The sequence below is a fragment of the Azospirillum fermentarium genome, from assembly GCF_025961205.1.
Classification (GTDB): Bacteria; Pseudomonadota; Alphaproteobacteria; order Azospirillales; family Azospirillaceae; genus Azospirillum; species Azospirillum fermentarium.
This window is the reverse complement of the sequence record NZ_JAOQNH010000001.1, coordinates 968,503-987,942: the sequence shown is the minus strand read 5'-3', so window position 1 is coordinate 987,942 and position 19,440 is coordinate 968,503. Positions and strand designations below refer to the sequence as shown.

Sequence of the window (19,440 nt, the reverse complement as noted above, 5' to 3'; positions counted from 1 at the left end):
ATCCTCACGAATGGGTTGGCATCGGCGCCGCGGGCCGCCATCTTCTGTCGATCCTCATCTTCGTGACGCCCCTCCCCGCCCGTGACCAAACCGACCGCGCCGTCCGCCGCTTTCCCCTCGCGGGAAGCGGTGTTGTCCTTCATCCGCTCCAGCACCACCCCGGTGGGCAAGCGGGAGATCGCCCGTGCCTTCCGTCTCAGCGGCTCCGCCGGGCGGGAATGGCTGAAAGACCTGCTGAAGGAGCTGGAGGCCGACGGCGCCGTGGAGCGCGGGCGCGGCAAGCGGGTGGCCCCGCCCGACGCCCTGCCCGCCGTCGGCGTGCTGGAGGTCACCGGCATCGACACCGACGGCGAGGTGATGGCCCGGCCCCTGACCTGGGACACCGATGTCCCGCCGCCCCGCATCGTCCTGACCGGGGAGGCGAAGGGGCACCCGGCGCTGTCCCCCGGCGACCGGGCGCTGTGCAAGCTGAGCCGCGTCACCGACGGGCTGTACGAGGCGCGCCTGATCCGCCGCATCGACGGGGCCGCGGGCCGGGTGCTGGCGGTGTTCCGCCGCACCGCCGACGGCGGGCGCCTGATCCCCACCGACCGCCGGGCCAAGGGCGAGATGGCGGTGCTGCCGCTCAACACCGGCGATGCGCAGGACGGCGATCTGGTGCTGGCCGACATCCTGCCCGCCGCCCGCCAGGGAATGACGCAGGCGCGCGTCGCCGACGTGATCGGCCCCACCGCCGAACCGCGGTCGGCCAGCCTGATCGCCATCCACGCCAACGGCATTCCCACGGCCTTCCCCCCGGCGGCGGAGGCCCTGGCCGCCCGCGCCAAGGTGCCGGGGCTGGGCACCCGCGCCGACCTGCGGCCTGTGCCGCTGGTCACCATCGACGGCGCCGACGCCCGCGATTACGACGACGCCGTGTGGGCGGAGGCCGATGCGGACCCTGCCAACCCCGGCGGCTGGCACCTGCTGGTGGCCATCGCCGACGTCGCCTATTACGTCCGCCCCGGCGACCCGCTGGACCGGGCAGCATTCGAGCGCGGCAACTCCACCTATTTCCCCGACCGGGTGGTGCCCATGCTGCCCGAGGCGCTGTCCAACGGCCTGTGCTCCCTGGTCCCCGGCGAGGATCGCGGGTGCCTGGCGGCGGAGATGTGGATCGACGCCAAGGGCCGGCTGATCCGGCATCGTTTCGTGCGCGGATTGATGCGCTCCGCCGCCCGCCTGACCTATGAACAGGTGCAGGCGGCCCGCGACGGCGTGCCCGACGACACCACGGGGCCGCTGCTGGAACCGGTGCTGGCCCCTCTTTACGGCGCCTTCGCCTGCCTGTGGGCGGCGCGGGGGCGGCGGGGCACGCTGGACCTGGACTTGCCCGAACGGCTGGTGCGGCTGGGGGAGGACGGGCGCATCGCCGCCATCGCCCCGCGCATCCGGCTGGACAGCCACCGGCTGATCGAGGAATTCATGATCGCCGCCAACGTGGCCGCGGCGGAAAGCCTGGAACAGGCGGGGGTGCCGCCGCTCTACCGCGTGCACGACCGCCCGTCGCTGGACAAGATGGAGTCGCTGCGGGAATTCCTGGGCGGCATCGGCTACACCCTGCCGCGCACCGCGGAGGTGGCGCCGTCGCTGTTCACCGGCATCCTGGCCCGCGCCCACGGCCGCCCGGAAGCGGAACTGGTGAGCGAGGTGATCCTGCGCGCCCAGGCGCAAGCGGTCTACAGCCCGGAGAACCTGGGTCATTTCGGGTTGGCACTGAAACGCTACGCCCATTTCACCTCTCCCATCCGCCGCTATGCCGATCTGGTGGTCCACCGGGCGCTGATCCGCGCCCACGGGCTGGGACCGGGGGGCCTGGGCGACGAGGAGATGGCGGGGCTGGAGGTCACGGGCGAGCATGTGTCCGTGACCGAGCGCCGCTCCGCCGCCGCCGAGCGGGACGCGCTGGACCGCTACGCCGCGGCGTACCTGTCGGAACGGGTGGGTGTACGTCTGTCGGGCCGCATCACCGGGGTGACGCGCTTCGGCCTGTTCATACGGCTGAGCGAGAGCGGGGCCGACGGGCTGGTGCCGGCCAGCACCCTGCCCGACGACCGCTACGAGCACCGCGAGCACGAACACGCGCTGGTGGGCGAGCGCCATGGCCGCGTCTATCGCCTGGGGGCCGCGGTGGCCGTGACGGTGGCCGAGGCCGATCCGCTGACCGGCAGCACCCTGTTCCGCCTGGACGCGCCCGAGGGGGCCGACATACCGTGGCAATCCGGCAACGCCCCCGTCGGCGGGCGTGGTGAAACCAAGAAAAGCCGCAAGGACAAGCACAGAGGCAGAAAAGCAACATTGCGTGGGAAATAGACAACAAGCGAAAAAAAGACGCAGATTGTCCCACCGGGCACAGCCCCGGTGATGCTATGTCTAGAGCCGCCGGGGGAAAACCGTTTCGGTTGGGCAGCAATCGCGGTTCCACCCCGTTTTGAGAGATCCCGCCGACGGGCCGCGGGCATGGCCGGGCGTGAGCGCATCGGGTAGGGTGGAATGAGGGCCGTTTCGCTGATTCGCAGCCGGAAAGCGGTGCTCGGCATGGGCGGGCGCCGATGGGCGGCCCCGCTCCGTGCGGGGGTGTACGCCCTTGCCCTGATGACGGCGTTTTCCGGCGCCCAGGCCCGCGACACCCACTCCAGCACCGCGGCGTCCCAGACGGCCCCCCACACCGCCCCGGCCCAGCCGGCGCCCCCCCAGACCACCATCGTCAACGAACAGGTGTTCGGGGTGGCTTATTCCCGGCTGGTGGAGGCTTATTTCACGCCCGTGGACCTGGGCCGGCTGGGGGTGGACGGGCTGCGGGGCCTGCGCACCATCGACCCGGCGGTGTCGGTGGAACGGACCGGCCCCATCCTGCGGGTGTACGTGTCGGGATCGCTGGCCGGGGAGTACGCCCTGCCCCCCACCACCGACGCCGTGGGCTGGGCGGCTCTGACCGCGCGGGCCATCGCCGCCGTACGTGTCCGCTCCACGGCCCTGCGCAGCGCACCGGCGGAACGCCTCTATCAGGCGGTGCTGGACGGGGTGACCGGCGGCCTCGACAGCTTTTCCCGCTACACCGGCGCCCAGCGCGCCACCCGCGAACGCGCCCAGCGCGACGGGTACGGCGGCATCGGCCTGACCCTGACGCGCATGGGCGACCGCTATCTGGTGGGCGACGTGCTGCCCCGCACCCCGGCGTTCCGTGCCGGCATCCAGCCGGGCGACATTCTGGTGGCCATCGACGGCGCCCCGGCGGGGCCGCTGGACGAATCGGCCATCCGCGACCTGCTGCGCGGCCCCAGCGGGTCCATCGTGGTGCTGACGGTGGGCAAGGACGGCACCCTGCCCCGGTTCCTGCCGCTGAAGCGCGAGCGCATGGTGCCCAACACGGTCACCCTGACGGTGGCCGAGGGCATCGCGGTGCTGAAGGTGGACCGGTTCAACGCCGCCACCACGGCGAACCTGCGCGAATCGTTGCTGCTGGCCCGCGGCACGTCGGGGCTGCGGGGGATCATCCTCGACCTGCGCGGCAACCCCGGCGGGCTGCTGGACCAGGCGGTGGCGGTGGCCGACCTGTTCATGACCCACGGCCGCATCCTGACCACCGAGGGGCGCCACCCCGACAGCCATCAGCGTTTCGACGCCACGCCCGAGGACGTGGCCGAGGGGCTGCCGCTGGCCGTGCTGGTGGACAGCCGCTCCGCCTCCTCCGCCGAGATCGTGGCGGCGGCGCTGCAGGACAGCGGGCGCGGGGTGGTGGTGGGGGCGACCACCTACGGCAAGGGCAGCGTCCAGACGGTCAGCCGCCTGCCCAACGACGGCGAGCTGTTCCTGACCTGGAGCCGCATCGTCACGCCCGCCGGCTACACCCTGCACCGTCAGGGGGTGCTGCCGGTGATCTGCACCAGCCTGGACGGCGCCGACCCGCTGGACGAGCTGAACCGCAACGGCACGACGGTCACGGTGCAGAACGCCGCCCTGCGCACCCGTGCGGCCGAGGACGAGGACACGCTGGCCCGCCTGCGCGCCGTGTGCCCGTGGCGCGAGCATGAATCGTCCCAGGACGAGAGCGTGGCCCGCCGTCTGCTGACCCACCCCGACCTCTACCGCCGCGCGGTGCAGACCAGCGGCACGACGGTGGCGGAGCGCGGGTGACGGAACGATGACGAAAAGGCTTGCACCGCCCCCACGGTTCCGCTACAAGACGGCTCCCGCCACACAGCGTGCGGCGGACCATACGATGAAGCGCCCGTAGCTCAGCTGGATAGAGCATCAGACTACGAATCTGAGGGCCGGAGGTTCGAATCCTTCCGGGCGCGCCATCCTCCCCCCTTCCGGGGGCTGCAATCCGGCCCTGGCCGGATTTTTTCATGCCCGCACCCTTTCGGGTTTCCCCTTGGCATCCCCTTCCCGGCTTCCCATGTGCCGACGACGCGGTTGGCAACAGACTGGGGGCTTGTCCTGTGAAATCACCCGTCTTGCACCGATCCTCGCCCTGGATCATCCCCGCAGCGCTGGCTCTGGCGGCGGTGCTTGCCCCACCGGCGTGGGCGCAGACCGCCGGGCATCCCGTGGGCACGAAGCTGCATGTGCGGTTCCAGGATCTGCCCAAACCCTATGACGAACCCGCCGCGTCCAACCCGCCGCAGCGGGTGGACCGGCCCGCCGGCATGCCGCTGGCGGTGCCGCCGGGCTTCACCGCCACCCTGTTCGCCGACGCGGTGGACAACGCGCGCAACCTGCTGCCCCTGCCCGACGGCAGCGTTCTGGTGGCGCAGCAGCGTCCGGGCACGCTGACCCGGCTGGTGGACCGCGACGGCGACGGGCAGGCCGACGACCGGTCGGTGTGGGCGGTGGATTTCAACCGGCCCTTCGGTCTGGCCTTTCACGGCGATGCCGTGTGGGTGGGGGATGTGGAGGGGATCTGGCGGCTGCCCTGGACGCCGGGCGCGGACCGGACCACGGGCGAACGGCAGCGGGTGACCCCACCGGGTGCGCTGGGACCGGCGGAGGGACACTCCACCCGTTCGCTCGCCATCTCCCCCGACGGGCGTTTCCTGTATGTGGGCGTGGGGTCGCGCGGCAACATCGGCGTGGAGCCGGAGCCGCGGGCCACGGTCCTGCGGTTCAACAGCGACGGCAGCGGCGGGCGGGTGTTCGCCGCGGGCCTGCGCAACCCGGTGGGCATCGCCGTCCGGCCCGGCACCGGCGACCTCTACACCGTGGTCAACGAACGCGACGGGCTGGGCGACCGGCTGGTGCCCGATTACCTGACGCGGGTGCGCGACGGGGGATTCTACGGCTGGCCCTACGCCTATCTCGGCCCCCACCCGCAGCCGCGGTTCGCCGACAAGGCCCCCGCCAAGGTCAAGGCCACCATCCCCCCCGACGTGCTGTTCGAGGCGCACTCCGCCCCCATCGGCCTGACCTTCGGCCAGGGCCTGCGCTTTCCCGAGCGCTACCGCCAGGGGGCGTTCGTCGGCATGCACGGGTCGTGGAACCGGTCCAGCGGCACGGGATACCACGTGGCCTTCGTCCCCTTCGAGAACGGCAAACCCACCGGCGGGTACGAGGTGTTCGCCGCCGGCTTCCACCTGTCCACCCCGGCGCGCCAGCGTCCCCGCGTGTGGGGCCGCCCGGCGGGCGTGGCGGCGGCCGGCGACGGCAGCCTGCTGATCGCCGACAGCTTCGGCGCCGTGTGGCGCGTGGCCTGGGCCGGCAAGGAGGGATGATGCCGGCGAACGCTTGAACCGACCTTGCAAGGCTTCGCCGGCCACCCCGGTCACTTCGTCGCGGAGACCGCCCGCACGGGCGGTTGCCTGAGGCGCCGGCTTCCCCTAGCGTCGGACGGTTGGGGAAACGACACGCAAAGGATGCTGCGATGAGCGAGGTCAAGACGGCCGGAGCCGAGGCACACGACAAGCCGAAGAAAAAGAAGAAGGCGCCGAAACTGAAAGACCTCGGGCTCGGCGCGCCGGTCACCGGCGGCGAGATCCTGCGCGACGCCCGGGAGGCCGCCGCCATCGAGGATCATTGGAGCGCCGTCGGCAACGGCGCCAAGCGGCCCAAGGACGGCAAGAAGGTCAAATACATCGACGAGCTGGCCCGGCTGCAGTTCGAACTGATCAAGCTGCAGGAATGGGTCCGGGTCAACGGGCTGAAGGTCTGCGTGCTGTTCGAGGGCCGCGACGCCGCCGGCAAGGGCGGGGTGATCAAGCGCATCACCGAAAGCCTGAACCCCCGCGTGTGCCGGATCGTGGCGCTCGGCACCCCGACCGAGAAGGAACGCGGGCAATGGTACTTCCAGCGCTACGTTTCCCAGCTTCCCGCCAAGGGTGAAATCGTGCTGTTCGACCGCAGTTGGTACAACCGCGCCGGGGTCGAGCATGTCATGGGCTTCTGCACCGACGAGGAATATCACGAGTTCCTGCGCGCCTGCCCGCTGTTCGAAGAGATGCTGGTCCGGTCCGGCATCATCCTGATCAAATACTGGTTCTCGGTCAGCGACGAGGAACAGGAAAAGCGCTTCACCGAGCGGATGCGCAACCCCATCAAGCGCTGGAAGCTCAGCCCGATGGACCTGGAATCCCGCAAGCACTGGGTCGAGTACTCCAAGGCCAAGGATGCCATGCTGGAGCACACCGACAAGAAGCTGACGCCCTGGTACATCGTCGATGCCGACAACAAGAAGAAGGCACGGCTGAACTGCATCCGCCACCTGCTTCAGCAGATCCCCTATCAGGACATCGCCCCGGTGGAACTGGAACTGCCGCCGCGGCAGAACGACGACGGCTATACCCGGCCCAAGAAGTCCAAGCAGAACTGGGTGCCGGAGGTCTATTGAGGCTGCCTGCCGTGTTCCGGCATCGCGTGGGGGTGGACGCCGTCCCCGCGGCGATGCCGGACAGGCCGACCCTTATCATACCCAAGAGGGGATGGAAGGGGCCTGAGAGGGTCATCGACCCGAGGGTGGGGGCTGGCGGCTCCCCATCCCACACGGCATCACCTTGAAGTAAGGCCGATCAATCCTTACTGCAAGGCAACGCCATGAGAGTGGAGCTGACGGTGACCTCCAAGGGCCAGATCACGCTGCGGCAGGCCGTGCTCGACCATCTTGGCATCAAGCCGGGCGAGCGCGTCGATGTCGAGTTGCTGCCCGATGGCCGGGCCGAATTGCGCCCCGCCGGCGCCCGGCCCGGTTTGGCTGGCCTCCGCGGCGTTCTGCGGCGCCCCGGTCAAAAGCCGATATCCCTGGAAGAGATGCAGGCCGCCATCGAAAAACCGGGTGAGCGGTGAGGGTCGCGGCGGAGGCTGGGCTTCGGTTGCTGGAGGCCGGGGGTGATTTCGCCGACGGGGTGATCCTGTTCGAAGCCGGGAAGGCCAAGGCAGCCCGGTTGGTCACCTTCGACCGGACGTTGGCGGATCGGGCTGGAACGGATGCCGTGATGCTCCTGGGGGGAACGCCGGCATCTCCCTCATGATTCCCACCGGGCAGCCATCGGGATGGAGAAGCTCCCACGCCACGGCAGGCCGCGCCCGTTGTGCCGGCCAATGACGCTGAACCTCCCCAGCCCGCCGCGCGGGCAGACGACGCTCGAGGAACTGGGCCAGAAGGTCACCGTGTCCGGCCCGATCGTCGAGATCGGCAAGCCTCGGTACGACGCCCCGTTCTGGCGGGAGGGGCGCGGGCCGGTCCTCGTGCAGGCCGGTCCCGGAGCCGATAGCGCGCGGGGGGATACCGAAGGAAACCCGGAAACGACAAAGGCGGCCAACCGGCCGCCCGCTTCCATGTTCCTGCTTTTTATCGGGGAGGATGGCGCGCCCGGAAGGATTCGAACCTCCGGCCCTCAGATTCGTAGTCTGATGCTCTATCCAGCTGAGCTACGGGCGCTTCTCCGAACCACCGGCGTCGCCGCCGGGGTGGCGCGGTTTTTAGCCAGAGCGCCGGAGATACGCAAGGGCTTTGCCGCATCTTCCCGGCCGGAAACGGGCATGACAGGCATGCGACAAAGGAATGCCCGCCCATTGCCCTATACGTTGGCGTGGGCTATAAGGCGCCCCATCCTCACATCCCCTTCTTAGCAACACGCCTTATTAGGAAAGGGCAGGCCATGGCCGATCCCGCGTCGTACACCCGTCACTTCCCCGTTTCGTGGGACGAACTGCACCGCAACGCCAAGGCCCTGTCGTGGCGTCTGGTCGATCAGGGACCGTGGAAGGGCATCGTGGCCGTGACCCGCGGCGGGCTGGTGCCGGCGGCCATCATCGCCCGCGAGCTGGAAATCCGGCTGATCGACACGATCTGCGTGTCCACCTACGACCACATGAACCAGCGCGAATCCATGGTGCTGAAGGGCACCGAGGGCGGCGACGGCGAAGGCTGGCTGATCATCGACGATCTGGTCGATACCGGGAAGACCGCCATCATCGTGCGCAAGATGCTGCCCAAGGCCCATTTCGCCACCGTCTATGCCAAACCCGCCGGCCGCCCGCTGGTGGACACCTTCATCACCGAGGTCAGCCAGGACACCTGGATCCAGTTCCCCTGGGACATCGAGCTGCAATACGCCCAGCCCATCGTCAGCCGCACCCGCGGGGACAAGTAAGACGAACCGTCCACCCGGCACGGGGGCGGGTGTGATAGGCTGGGGCATTACCGCGGCCTTAACCCTTTCCGGCGCAAAGGAAGGGGGCCGGCCTTTTTCCGGTGCTCACCGACCAGGGTTTCCATGCCGCAACGGTCCCCGCCCCCACCCGACAGCCCCCCCGCCGGACACGAGCCGGGCGCGGGCGATGCGGATATCCGGGCCAAGATCAACGATCTGGTGGCCCGGCTCCCCCCCACCCTGGTCTACAGCCTGCTCAGCGAGATCGAGGATATGGCCGGGCAGCCGCCGGCCCGGCTGCGGCTGGTGCGGCGGTTCGTGGTGGACCATCTCAACCGCCAGCGGATCCAGCGGGCACGGCGCCTGTTCACCACCCTGTTCGACGCGGTGCTGATCGACGACCCGGTGCTCTATCACGCCGGGCTGCCGGTGCCGGGCATGATCCAGCGCGCCGACGCCGGCGCCCTGTGGGAGGTCTTGAGCCGCGACGCCTTCCCCCTGCTGGCGGTGGAGGCGCAGGAATCCCTGGACGAGGCCGCCCGCGACGAGCCGCTGGACCGGGTGATGCGCTCCCCCCTGGCCGACGGCCTGCGCGCCCGCATGCGCGAGGCGTCCCTGCGCCATCTGGACGGCGTTCACGCCAGCCCGAAAGCGGCGTCGGCCTTCCTGGCCGCCCTGTCGCGCAGCCGGCTGCGGCGCCAGGCCCTGACCGACGCGGCGGTGGAACGCCCGCCCGCCTTCGATCCCGAAACCCTGCGCCTGGCGCGGGATGTGCTGGCCGCGGGCGACCACCCGCTGGCGCTGGTGCTGGAACGGCTGGACCATCTGCCCACCCGCGGCGGCACCGGCGGCTGGCAGGAAACCGCCGATGCGCTGGCCGAGGACGTGGCCGCCCTGAGCGCCGAGGGCGCGCAGGGGGTGGCCCACCTGTTGCCGCTGCTGGCCATGCACCGCCGGCAGCTTTACGGCGCGGCGTCGCTCTACGTCACCGACCAGGGCATCCCCACCCCCCAGGGCGCCCCGGTGGCCGCGGCCCTCACCGCCCACTTCGTCGGCGCCTGCCGGGCGCTGGCGGCGGTGCTGGGGCGGGTTCTGGCGCTGCAGGAGCGCCTGCCCGGCTCCCCCATCCGGCCCAAGCCGCGGGAGATGGCGCAGATCGACGCCCTGCGCCAGCGGGTGGAAACCATCATGGAGGCGGCCCAGGCCGGCACCCTGCTGGAAAACCGCCACACCGAGCCCGCCTTTTCCCTGGCCTGGAGCGCGCTGGACAAGGCGGTGACCGGCAAGGTGGCCGAGGTGGCGCTGGAACGGGCGGCGGTGGCCGCGGGCGCCCGGCGGTCCTTTCCCACCGACGGCGACGAGACGGTATGGCTTCTGAACTTCATGGCGTCGTTCGAAGCCATGGCCCAGCGCTTTTCCCGCTCCACCCTGGAGATGGGCCAATGGCGCGAGCATTTCCTGGAGGAAATGCAGGCCCAGTTGAACCGCGCCATGAAGATCGGGGCGGAGGATCCGCTCGACGGCCGCATGGCGCACGTGCTGCGCATCAACCGGCTGTGCGGCATCTTCGGCCAGCGGGTGACGGCCTGGATCGGCCCGACCAGCCAGAGCATGGTGCGGCTGATCACCCACCGCATCCAGAGCGGTGCCGCCATGGACCCGGAAGAAGAGATGCTGACCGCGGATTTCCTGGAAACCGCCCGCACCGAACTGGGCCGCTCCCGCTATTGGAAGAGCGAAGACCTGATGCAGCTCGTCGAATTGCTGGAACAGCGCACCCAGGAGGGGCCGAAGCGCAAGGCGTTCTGAGACCGCCGGGGGAAACGGGATGTCAGGCCCCGTCCCCCGTCCAGCGCACCGGGGCCGAATCGGCGTCCTGCACCGGGGCCAGCACCCGTTCGGGCGGGAAGCGCAGGCTGATGACCGAGCCTTGGCCCGGCGCGCTGTCCATCACCAGCGCCCCGCCGTGGGCCTCCACCAGCGCCTTGGTCAGGGGCAGGCCGAGGCCGGTGCCGATGTGGGTGCGGGCCAGCGCGCTGTCCACCTGCCCCCACGGCTCCAGCGCCTTTTCCATGTCGGCGGGGGTCATGCCGATCCCGGTGTCGCGGCACCACAGCACCAGCGCGCCGCCGGCGTCCACCGCCCCGTCCAGCGTGATGGTGCCGCCGGTGGGGGTGAACTTCACGGCGTTCGACAGCAGGTTCAGCAGCATCTGCCGCAGCTTGCGTTCGTCGGCCTGCAGGGCGGGAATGCCGGGAGGCACGGCGCAGCGCACGGTGACGTTGGCGCGCATGGCCCGCTCGCTGAGCAGCCGGGTGCAGACCAGGGCGGCGCGGTGCACGTCCACCGTGGATTCGAACAGCTCCAACCGGTCCGCATCGGCCTTGGACAGGTCCAGCAGGTCGTTGATCAGGTCCATCAGGTGCCGCCCGCTGGCCACGATGTCACCGGCATAGTCGCGGTAGAGATCGTTGCCCAGCGGCCCCAGCACCTCCTGGTGCAGCAGGTCGGCGAACCCCATCATGGCGTTCAGGGGCGTGCGGATCTCGTGGCTCATGTTGGCGAGAAAGGCGGTCTTGGCCCGGTTGGCCTTTTCCGCCTGGAACCGCGCCTCCTCCAACTGGCGGGAGCGCAGCTCGGTCTCCTCCACCGTGGCGGTCATCAGGTCGATGGCCGAGGCCACGCCGACATAGGCACCGTTGCGCACGACGATGAAGCCGCCGGCCATGGCCGCGGGCTTTTCCGACGCGATGCGCAGCCCCACCTCGGCCAGGGTGGATGCGGCCTCCACCAGCAGCGGGGCGGGGTCCATCACCAGACGCACCGGGCGGCGGCCGTACAGGTCGGACATCAGCGGCTTGGCGAAGGTGGCGGTCAGGGCGGCGCGCTCCACCAGCCCGACGATCCGCCCCCCCTCGGTCACCGCGACGGCGGGCAGGGCGGGGTCGGATTCGAAGCGGGCGAAGACGTCCATGCCCCACATCTCGGGCGAGACGGGCGGTTCGGGCCGGGCCAGCCGCGCGACGGGAGACGCCCCCCCCTGGGGAGCGGCACTGTCACCGCCGCCCATCGCGCACTCCAACGGCTCCTGCAGCGTCACGGGTTCCGCCCCTTGCTGGAAACCAGCCCCTCAAGCCGCACGGCACCGGCCTGATGTGTTGCAACGTCAACCATGAAAAGAAGACAAGCTTACTCACAAACCGGTGCACTGTTAACCTGAACATCGACCGTCATGCCGAGAAAGCGGGCCTCCTCACTCTCGGCGATCCACGAACCCGCCAGCGGCACCGCCTGTGACGGGTCACGGGTGACGGCCACGCGGATCAGGTTGCGGCTGCCGATAATACCATTGGTCGGATCGAATTCGGCCCACCCCGCCCCCGGAAGATAGACCTGAACCCACGCATGGGTAGCCCCCCCGCCGACGGTGGGCGGTGCGTCTCCCTCCTCCGCCCCGCCCGGGCCGGAGTCGCGGGCGGGATCGTAGAGGTAGCCGGTGACGAACCGCGCGGCCAGCCCCAGGCTTCGCACCCCTTCCATCATCAGCAGGGCGAAGTCGCGGCAGGTGCCGCTGCGGGATTCCAGGGTCTCGACGGGGGTCTGGGTGCCCTCGGCCTCGCGGGCGGCATAGGTGAAGCCGTTGCGGATGCCCTCGGTCATGGCGGCCAGCACGGCCAGGGTGTCGGCGGGCTGGCCGGCGTTGACCACGAAATCCCGCGCCCAGGCGTCCACCTTGTGCTCGGGATCGGGGTAATGGCGTTCGGTGGTGCGGCCCAGGTCGGGGATCTCTTCGGCCGAATAGCTGAAGGGGTAGGCGCGGGCGTACTCCTCGATGGGGAATTCGGGGCCGTCGATGGGAAACGGCTCCAGCCGGATCACGCTTTCGAACCGCAGCTCCTCGGCCATGGCGTCGAACGAGGCGATGGCGATGGAGTTGCCGAACACGTCGTGCAGCCAGCGGATGGATGCCGGCGGCGGGCTGATGGTCAGCAGCGCTTCGCGCAGGCGCATGTCGTGGCTGTCGCGCGGGCGGAACATCAGCCGGTGTTCACCGAAGCGGACGGGATGGGAATAGCGGTAGATGGTCGTGTGCCTGACCTCGAGGATCGTCATGGCGGCTCCGGGGACGGTGGCGGCGTGGCCGTGGGGGCAGGGGCGGGCGGAATTATCGGGGGCTGGGGCGTGCGCCTGTGCGCAACGGCCCTATATTAGTTTAGTTCCGTTCTCTGCTATCAACACGGTATCCTTCGGCCTGCCACCGGAGGAAACAACGAGCGACCCACCTGCCGCCATCACAAAAACGGCATCGCCCTTGAAGAGGTTTGCATGAGTTCCCGCCTCGAAGACCTGTGTATCCAAAAAGGGTTGAAGATGACCGACCAGCGCCGCGTCATTTCACGCGTGCTGTCGGAGGCCACCGATCATCCCGACGTTGAGGAGGTTCACCGCCGTTCGGTCATCATCGACCCGCGCATTTCCATCGCCACCGTCTACCGCACCATGCGCCTGTTCGAAGAGGCGCAGGTCATCGACCGGCTCGATTTCGGCGACGGCCGCGCCCGGTACGAGGAAAAGCGCGACGAGCATCACGATCATCTGATCAACCTGCAGACCGGCGAGGTGGTGGAGTTCACCAACGAGGAGCTGGAAAAGCTCAAGCACGCCATCGCCCGCGACCTGGGATACGAGCTGGTGGGCCACCGCCTGGAACTGTTCGGCATCCCGCTGGCCCGCACACGCGCCGACGAGGGTAACGCCTGACGCCTCATCCGCCGGGGGGATGGAGCAGGTGCCATCCCTCCGCCCCCCTCCATCCTTCCATCCCCCTCCCATCGTTCGGATTTCTGCCGTCTTTGGGGGTGCCGGCACCGGGGCGTACCACCCCCTTCGCCGGGTTCCGCCCGGTCGGCCGCAGCGCCCGGCACACCTTTTGATCGTATGATTTTCCGCGCCATTCTCCTTGCGGGGTGCGCCACCAGCAGGTCTGGGCGCGGGCGCTCCGGTGCCCCAACTGTTTGCCTACGGGGAAACGTCTTCCCCGCTTTCTCACGGCAAGGCAAATGGCACCGCCATGGATGCAACATCCTCCCTGTTTCTGGACGCGCTGGAGCGGCTGAGCCGCCAGATGAACGAGCGTCTGGACGCCATGGACGCCCGGCTCGACCGGATCGTCCGTGATACCGCCGATCTGGCCCAGACGGTCGCGGCCATCAAGGCCGACCTGGATCAGACCGCCCGCGACATCGACGAGGCCATCGCCGGCCTGGATCAGGGGCCGGACGAATCCGAATTCCCCGCCGGCCCGCCGCGCTCCTACCATTGACCGGGCCCTGACCGGCCATGGACGGCGGTGCTGCGGTTGACGCGGGGTTCCTCCCGGTTCCATAGTCCCGGCGGATACAGTCCCGGATGACCGGGCGGCCGGCGGCGAACGCCGGCTGTGACGAAGGGTTTCGGCGGATGATGGGCCACGGCATGACGGGCCACGGGCTGGCAGGCCCGCTAACGAGCCAGGGTGTGGCTTTCTTCGATTTCGACGGCACGCTGATCCGCGGGGACAGCCTGCCGCTGTTCATCGCCGAGGTGATCGGGCGCCACCGCACCCGTCTGGCCTTTGCCGACGCCCTGCGCTCGGCCACCCACCGCCATCTGCGCGGGCGGCCCCTGGGCGCCGATTTCCGCGGCACGGTCAAGGCCATCGTGCTGAAGCGCACCTTGCGCGGGGTGCCGCTGGCGGTGGCGGAAGCGGCGGCGGAACGGCTGGCGCAGCGTCTGCGCTGGCACGGCCCGATGGTGGAGGCGCTGCACGCCCACCGCGACGCCGGACGCACGGTGGTGGTGGCGACCGGGGCGCTGAACGTCTACATGCCGGCGCTGCTGCGCCACCTGCCCGTCGATCACCTGATGGCGACCGAGATGGAGGTGGCGGACGGCCACCTGACCGGCCGCATCGTATCGGGCAACTGCGTGCGCGGGCACAAGGCGGACCGGGTGCAGGCGTGGCTGGCCCAGCACGGCCCCTTTCCCCGCACCTGGGGGTACGGCAACCACCCCAGCGACCGCCCCATGCTGGCCCTGCTGGACGAGCCGGCGGTGATCCGCATCCGCTGACGGGGGGCCCCTATGTTCAGCATCGACATTCCCCCCGGCACCCCGCCCCCGCGCCGCGCCGTGGTGGCCGAGGCCGACCCGGCGCTGCGCGCCGCCCTGGCGGTGGCGCTGCGGCGGTGCGGCTTTACCGTGGCCGCCGCCGCCGATCCCATGGCCGCCCTGGCGCTGGTGTCGGAAGCCGAAACCGCGCTGGCGCTGTTCAGCCGCGGCGGGCGGCATGACGGGGAGCAGGCGGCGGCCCTGGCGGTGGCGCTGTCGCCGCACACCCGCATCCTGCTGACCACCCCCGGCGCCGACGGTGCGGACGCGGCCCCGGCGGACGGCGATCCCTTTCCCATCCTGCCGCTGACGGCGGACCCGGTGCGTCTGGCCGCGCGGCTGCGCCGCTGGCTGGCATCCACCCCCCTGGCCGCCTGATCATCCCCCGCCCGGCCCGACGATCACGTCATCGCCCAGCGCCACCGACAGCGCCCGGTCGGCGCGGCCCTGATTGACGGCGATTTCGGCCAGACCGTTGGCGTTCTCGTACCACAGGGCCTCGCCCGGCGGCACGTCGGCGAAGGTGCGGGCACGGCGCACCGTCCACCCGCCCACCGACAGCCACGCATCGGGCGGCACCGCCGACGCCCGCAGCCCGGTCATCAGGTTGCCGTACCCGTCGATGTAGACGATGCGCGGCAGATCCTCCGGCCAATCGGGACGGACGATCTCGGAAACGGGCAGCGGCGTGCCCGCCGGCATCCGCCCGAACGCCGCCCGCGCGGCCACGGGGGCGAACAGGTCGCGTCCGTGAAAGCTGGCCGACAGCCGGGTGGGCCGCCACCCGATCTCCACCGCCGACACGTCCACCGCGTGGCGGCATACCCCGTCGAACAGCCCGTTGTCGGGGCCGGTGAAGACGCGCCCGTCCGCCGTCACCAGCAGCGGGCGCCGTTCGGTGCCGACGCCGGGATCGACCACGCACAAGAACACCGTGCCGATGGGAAATTCCCGTGCATAGGCTGCCAGCAGGTACGAGGACAGTTGCGGGTCGAAGGCGGGGGCGTCGGCGAACAGGTCGATCACCGGCACCCCCGGCGCCTCCCGCGCCAGCACGGCCTTGACCTGGCCGGTATAGGGGCCGGTCAGGCCGAAATCGGTAAACAGAACAATCATGGGCGGTCCATCGTCATGCGGCCGGCGACGTGTGACGCATGCCATTTCCCCGCCGCCTGCGCAAGCATCTGCCGGAAAGGCGAAAGAAACGACAAGAAAACCGATTCGGGTGCGTCTTGTTCACGCAGAGTGTTTGCGGCATCTTGCCTTGACCGAATTACATATACCTTAACGGTCTGTGATTCATTCTGAAGGGCGCACGACCCGGAGCATGTGTTCGATGGCTGGACGCTTTTCCCTGCAGCGGATTCTCTTGATGGCGCTGGCCGGCGGGCTGGCGATGATCAGCTTCATCCACACCGTCACCGAAGCCTACAAGGACGGCATGGACGAAGCGGTGTTCGCCCTGGCCGGGATCGTATCGGCCTTCCTGCTGGCGGCGGTGCTGTTCCGCCAGGAAAAGCAGCGGCTGGTGCACGCGCGCGAAGCGGTGCAGGCCGCCGACGCCCGGCTGGAATCCGCCAACCGCCGCATGGTGGAAGCGGTGGAGGTGGTGAGCGAGGGGTTCGCCCTGTTCGACCCCGCCGACCGGCTGGTCCACTGCAACCGCCATTACCGCAACCTCTACCCCCTGACCGACATCCGCGAGGGGATGACGTTCGAGGAGCTGATCCGCAACGGGGCCGCCCACGGTCAATACGCCGCCTGCCCCCCCGGCGACATCGAGCCGTGGATCGCCGAGCGCATGGCCCACCACCGCAACCCCGGCGCCTCCTTCGAACAGGAGCTGGACGGCGGGCGCTGGCTGCGGGTCAGCGAATGGCGCACCAGCGACGGCGGCTATGTCGGCATCCGCACCGACATCACCGAGCACAAGCGGCGCGAGGCCGAGCTGGCGGAAAAGACCGAGCTTCTGGAAACCGTGTTCGCCGCCATGACCCAGGGGGTGGCGGTGTGGGCGGCCAACGGGCAGCTCCTGACCTGGAACCGCCGCTTTTCCGAGATGCTGGACCTGCCCCCCGGCTGGCTGCGGCCCGGCCGCACCAAGAAGGAGATGCTCCGGCTTCTGGCCGAGCGCGGCGAATTCGGGCCGGGGTCGCCCGAGGCGCTGGTCAACAAGCGGCTGGTCACGCTGGGGCCGAAGGCGGCCGGCGGACGCACCGAACACCGGCGGCCCGACGGCACGGTGCTGGAACGCACGGTGGTGCCCGTGGCCGGCGGGCGGACCATGCTGGTCAGCTACACCGACATCAGCGCCTTCCGCCGGGTGGAAACGGATCTGCGCGAAAGCGAGGAACGGTTCCGCCAGCTTTCCGACGCCGCCACCGACGCCATCGTGATGCACGAGGCCGGGATCGTGATGGACGCCAACGCCGCCGCCTGCACCCTGCTGGGGCTGGCCGCCGGGCAGCTCGTGGGTCGGCCCGTGCTGTCGCTGATCGCGCCGGAGGACATCGCCAAGGCCAGCCAGCGCCTGCGCGACCACAGCGAAACCCCGTTCGAGCTGACCTGCCGCCGCGCCGACGGCACCCGGCTGCTGGTGGAGGGGCGGACCCGCTACGTCGCCTACCGCGGGCGGATGGTGGGCATCGTCTCGGCCCGCGACATCACCGAGACGCGCCGCACCCAGGAACAGATGCGCGCCGCCAAGGAACAGGCCGAGCTGGCCAGCAAGGCCAAGTCGGAATTCCTGCGCACCATCAGCCACGAGATCCGCACCCCCATGAACGGCGTTCTGGGCACGCTGGGCCTGTTGCTGGACGGGGAACTGGACGAGCAGCAGCGCATCTACGCCACCACGGCGCGGGAATCGGGAGAGGCGCTGCTGGCCATCCTCAACGACATCCTGGACCTGTCGAAGATGGAGGCGGGCCGGCTGGCGCTGGAGGAGCACCGCTTCCATCTGGTGGAGTTGGTGGAAAGCGTGGTGGAACTGCTGTCGGCCCGCGCCACGGCCAAGGGCATCACCCTGGCCGCCTGCGTGCCGGCGCAGGTTCCCGTCAGCCTGCGCGGCGACGCCGGGCGGCTGCGCCAGATCCTGCTCAATCTGGCGGGCAACGCGGTCAAGTTCACCGAATCGGGCGGTGTGTCGGTGACGGTGGAGCTGGCCGCCCCCCACGGCGGCCCCAGCGTTGACGGGGGCGGGCCGGTCCATCTGCATTTCCGCATCACCGACACCGGCATCGGCATCGCCCCCGACGCGCTGCCGTCGCTGTTCACCGAATTCACCCAGGTCGATCCCCAGCCCTCGCGCCGCCACGGCGGCACCGGGCTGGGGCTGGCCATCTGCAAGCGGCTGGTGCAGCTCATGGGCGGGCGCATCGGGGTGGAAAGCACGCTGGGCCGCGGGTCGGTGTTCTGGTTCACGGTGCCGCTGCACCGCCAGCCGGGCGACGCGGCGGGCCAGGGCGGCGGCCTGACGGCCCGCCTGTCCGGCCGCCGCATCCTGCTGCTGGACCCCAGCCCCATCGGGCGCGACACCATGGCCGCCCAACTGCGGTCGTGGGGGGCGCACGTGGACGCCACCGGCGACACCGCCGCCGCCCTGCGGCTGGCCGGAACCGCCCCCATCGACATGGCCCTGGTGGACGGCGACGAGCGGGCCCTGCCCAACCTGATCGGCGCGCTGCGCGGGGCGGGGGTGCGGCGGATCATCCGGCTGACCATGGTGGGGCAGCATTGCGACGGGCTGCCCGCCGGCACCGACGCGCTGGTGATCAAGCCGGTGCGCCAGCGCCGCCTGCTGGACGTGCTGGAGGGCAAGCCGGGGGACAGCGCCCTGCCCCCGCCCCGCCCCGCCCGGCTCCAGGCCGCCGCGGTGGCGGGCCGCCGGCTGCTGCTGGCCGAGGACAGCCCGACCAACCAGCTCGTGGCCGCGTCCTTCCTCAAGGCCGCCGGCTATCAGGTGGACGTGGCCGCCAACGGGCTGGAAGCGGTGGAGGCCGCGCGCACGCTTCCCTACGACCTGATCCTGATGGATCTGGCGATGCCGGAGATGGACGGTCTGACGGCGGCGCGCACGCTGCGCACCATGCCGGCCCCCATCGGGGTCATTCCCATCATCGCCATGACCGCCGACGCCATGCCGGGCGACCGCGACCGCTGCCTTGCATCCGGCATGAACGATTACGTGCCCAAGCCGGTGGACCGCGCGCTGCTGCTGGAAACCGTGGCCCGCTGGCTGCCGGCCCACCCCGCCGTCTCCGGGACGGAACCGGACGCCACCCCGCCCGCGGGGCCGGACGCCCCCGGCGGTGCGGAGGACGACTCGGCGGAACGGCTGGATACCCATGTCCTGAAACAACTGACCGACGATCTGGACGCGGCGCTGCTGGCCGAAGTGCTGCACCAGTTCATGGAGGAGACCCGCATCCGCGCCCGCCGCATCGCCGAAACGGACGATCCCAAGCTGCTGGCACGGGATGCCCACACGCTGAAGAGCACCGCCGCCACGTTCGGCGCCACGGTGCTGTCGGCCAAGGCCCGCGCGCTGGAAGACGCCTGCCGCAACGGCCCGGCGGACGAGGTGGAGCGCCTGCGCGCCCGCATCCCCGATCTGGTCGAATCCGCCGCCGACGCCTACCGCGCCACGGGGCTTCTGACATAA

At 70.4% G+C, this 19,440-nt stretch carries 15 protein-coding genes and 2 tRNA genes; 13 read left to right on the top strand and 4 right to left on the bottom strand.

All coding sequences use genetic code 11. From position 1 onward, the window contains the following. Positions 1 to 81: 81 nt before the first annotated feature. The 6 genes from rnr to M2352_RS04635 all read left to right on the top strand — a co-directional run bounded on the left by rnr (position 82) and on the right by M2352_RS04635 (position 7,317). Positions 82 to 2,352, top strand: coding sequence for a ribonuclease R (gene rnr / locus M2352_RS04660; protein WP_264663335.1), 2,271 nt, complete (start codon positions 82 to 84; stop codon positions 2,350 to 2,352). A gap of 180 nt (positions 2,353 to 2,532) precedes the next feature. After that, complete coding sequence (locus M2352_RS04655) at positions 2,533 to 4,176, top strand: S41 family peptidase (RefSeq protein ID WP_264663334.1); 1,644 nt, start codon at positions 2,533 to 2,535, stop codon at positions 4,174 to 4,176. 90 nt (positions 4,177 to 4,266) lie between these two features. Then, a tRNA-Arg gene (locus tag M2352_RS04650) sits at positions 4,267 to 4,343 on the top strand. A gap of 156 nt (positions 4,344 to 4,499) precedes the next feature. After that, positions 4,500 to 5,753 carry a PQQ-dependent sugar dehydrogenase gene (locus M2352_RS04645; RefSeq protein ID WP_264663333.1) on the top strand — a complete coding sequence of 418 codons (1,254 nt, stop codon included), beginning with the start codon at positions 4,500 to 4,502 and terminating at the stop codon, positions 5,751 to 5,753. 149 nt (positions 5,754 to 5,902) lie between these two features. After that, positions 5,903 to 6,865 carry a polyphosphate kinase 2 gene (gene ppk2 / locus M2352_RS04640; protein ID WP_264663332.1) on the top strand — a complete coding sequence of 321 codons (963 nt, stop codon included), beginning with the start codon at positions 5,903 to 5,905 and terminating at the stop codon, positions 6,863 to 6,865. Positions 6,866 to 7,074: 209 nt separating this feature from the next. Beyond that, positions 7,075 to 7,317 carry an AbrB/MazE/SpoVT family DNA-binding domain-containing protein gene (locus M2352_RS04635; protein WP_264663331.1) on the top strand — a complete coding sequence of 81 codons (243 nt, stop codon included), beginning with the start codon at positions 7,075 to 7,077 and terminating at the stop codon, positions 7,315 to 7,317. A gap of 518 nt (positions 7,318 to 7,835) precedes the next feature. On the opposite strand, the gene M2352_RS04630 is transcribed toward M2352_RS04635, so the two are convergent. After that, positions 7,836 to 7,912: transfer RNA gene (locus M2352_RS04630), tRNA-Arg, on the bottom strand. Between the two features lie 220 nt (positions 7,913 to 8,132). Here M2352_RS04630 and gpt point away from each other — a divergent pair. Continuing rightward, on the top strand, positions 8,133 to 8,627 hold the full coding sequence (gene gpt / locus M2352_RS04625) for a xanthine phosphoribosyltransferase (protein ID WP_264663330.1): 495 nt from the start codon (positions 8,133 to 8,135) through the stop codon (positions 8,625 to 8,627). A gap of 123 nt (positions 8,628 to 8,750) precedes the next feature. Continuing rightward, positions 8,751 to 10,436, top strand: coding sequence for a hypothetical protein (locus tag M2352_RS04620; protein ID WP_264663329.1), 1,686 nt, complete (start codon positions 8,751 to 8,753; stop codon positions 10,434 to 10,436). 22 nt (positions 10,437 to 10,458) lie between these two features. Here M2352_RS04620 and M2352_RS04615 read toward each other — a convergent pair whose 3' ends face one another. Both M2352_RS04615 and M2352_RS04610 read right to left on the bottom strand, forming a co-directional pair. Further along, positions 10,459 to 11,727, bottom strand: coding sequence for a sensor histidine kinase (locus tag M2352_RS04615; RefSeq protein WP_264663328.1), 1,269 nt, complete (start codon positions 11,725 to 11,727; stop codon positions 10,459 to 10,461). 89 nt (positions 11,728 to 11,816) lie between these two features. Further along, positions 11,817 to 12,740 (bottom strand): transglutaminase family protein, encoded by a 924-nt coding sequence (locus M2352_RS04610; protein WP_264663327.1) that lies wholly within the window; start codon positions 12,738 to 12,740, stop codon positions 11,817 to 11,819. Positions 12,741 to 12,953: 213 nt separating this feature from the next. Here M2352_RS04610 and M2352_RS04605 point away from each other — a divergent pair, with 213 nt between their 5' ends. The 4 genes from M2352_RS04605 (at position 12,954) to M2352_RS04590 (ending at position 15,155) form a co-directional block, all read left to right on the top strand. Continuing rightward, positions 12,954 to 13,388 (top strand): Fur family transcriptional regulator, encoded by a 435-nt coding sequence (locus M2352_RS04605; RefSeq protein ID WP_264663326.1) that lies wholly within the window; start codon positions 12,954 to 12,956, stop codon positions 13,386 to 13,388. A gap of 310 nt (positions 13,389 to 13,698) precedes the next feature. Continuing rightward, the gene (locus tag M2352_RS04600; protein WP_264663325.1) at positions 13,699 to 13,950 is read left to right on the top strand and encodes a hypothetical protein; all 252 of its coding nucleotides are present in this window, start codon (positions 13,699 to 13,701) and stop codon (positions 13,948 to 13,950) included. A gap of 194 nt (positions 13,951 to 14,144) precedes the next feature. Beyond that, positions 14,145 to 14,738, top strand: a complete 594-nt coding sequence (locus M2352_RS04595) for an HAD family hydrolase (RefSeq protein ID WP_264663324.1) — start codon at positions 14,145 to 14,147, stop codon at positions 14,736 to 14,738. 12 nt (positions 14,739 to 14,750) lie between these two features. Further along, entirely contained in the window at positions 14,751 to 15,155 is a 405-nt protein-coding gene (locus tag M2352_RS04590) for a response regulator (RefSeq protein WP_264663323.1), read from the top strand. Here the strand turns inward: M2352_RS04590 and M2352_RS04585 are convergent, their stop codons facing one another. Next, positions 15,156 to 15,893: an SAM hydrolase/SAM-dependent halogenase family protein gene (locus M2352_RS04585; protein WP_264663322.1), complete on the bottom strand. Its 738-nt coding sequence runs from the start codon at positions 15,891 to 15,893 to the stop codon at positions 15,156 to 15,158. 220 nt (positions 15,894 to 16,113) lie between these two features. Here M2352_RS04585 and M2352_RS04580 point away from each other — a divergent pair, with 220 nt between their 5' ends. Further along, positions 16,114 to 19,440, top strand: coding sequence for a PAS-domain containing protein (locus M2352_RS04580; RefSeq protein WP_264663321.1), 3,327 nt, complete (start codon positions 16,114 to 16,116; stop codon positions 19,438 to 19,440).

What these genes read in the sequence shown, in the direction of transcription:
- M2352_RS04655 (WP_264663334.1), top strand. Translation starts at nt 2,533, where the DNA reads ATGAGGGCCGTTTCGCTGATTCGCAGCCGGAAAGCGGTGCTCGGCATG.
- ppk2 (WP_264663332.1), top strand. Translation starts at nt 5,903, where the DNA reads ATGAGCGAGGTCAAGACGGCCGGAGCCGAGGCACACGACAAGCCGAAG.
- gpt (WP_264663330.1), top strand. Translation starts at nt 8,133, where the DNA reads ATGGCCGATCCCGCGTCGTACACCCGTCACTTCCCCGTTTCGTGGGAC.
- M2352_RS04620 (WP_264663329.1), top strand. Translation starts at nt 8,751, where the DNA reads ATGCCGCAACGGTCCCCGCCCCCACCCGACAGCCCCCCCGCCGGACAC.
- M2352_RS04610 (WP_264663327.1), bottom strand. Translation starts at nt 12,740, where the DNA reads ATGACGATCCTCGAGGTCAGGCACACGACCATCTACCGCTATTCCCAT.
- M2352_RS04605 (WP_264663326.1), top strand. Translation starts at nt 12,954, where the DNA reads ATGAGTTCCCGCCTCGAAGACCTGTGTATCCAAAAAGGGTTGAAGATG.
- M2352_RS04600 (WP_264663325.1), top strand. Translation starts at nt 13,699, where the DNA reads ATGGATGCAACATCCTCCCTGTTTCTGGACGCGCTGGAGCGGCTGAGC.
- M2352_RS04590 (WP_264663323.1), top strand. Translation starts at nt 14,751, where the DNA reads ATGTTCAGCATCGACATTCCCCCCGGCACCCCGCCCCCGCGCCGCGCC.
- M2352_RS04585 (WP_264663322.1), bottom strand. Translation starts at nt 15,893, where the DNA reads ATGATTGTTCTGTTTACCGATTTCGGCCTGACCGGCCCCTATACCGGC.
- M2352_RS04580 (WP_264663321.1), top strand. Translation starts at nt 16,114, where the DNA reads ATGGCTGGACGCTTTTCCCTGCAGCGGATTCTCTTGATGGCGCTGGCC.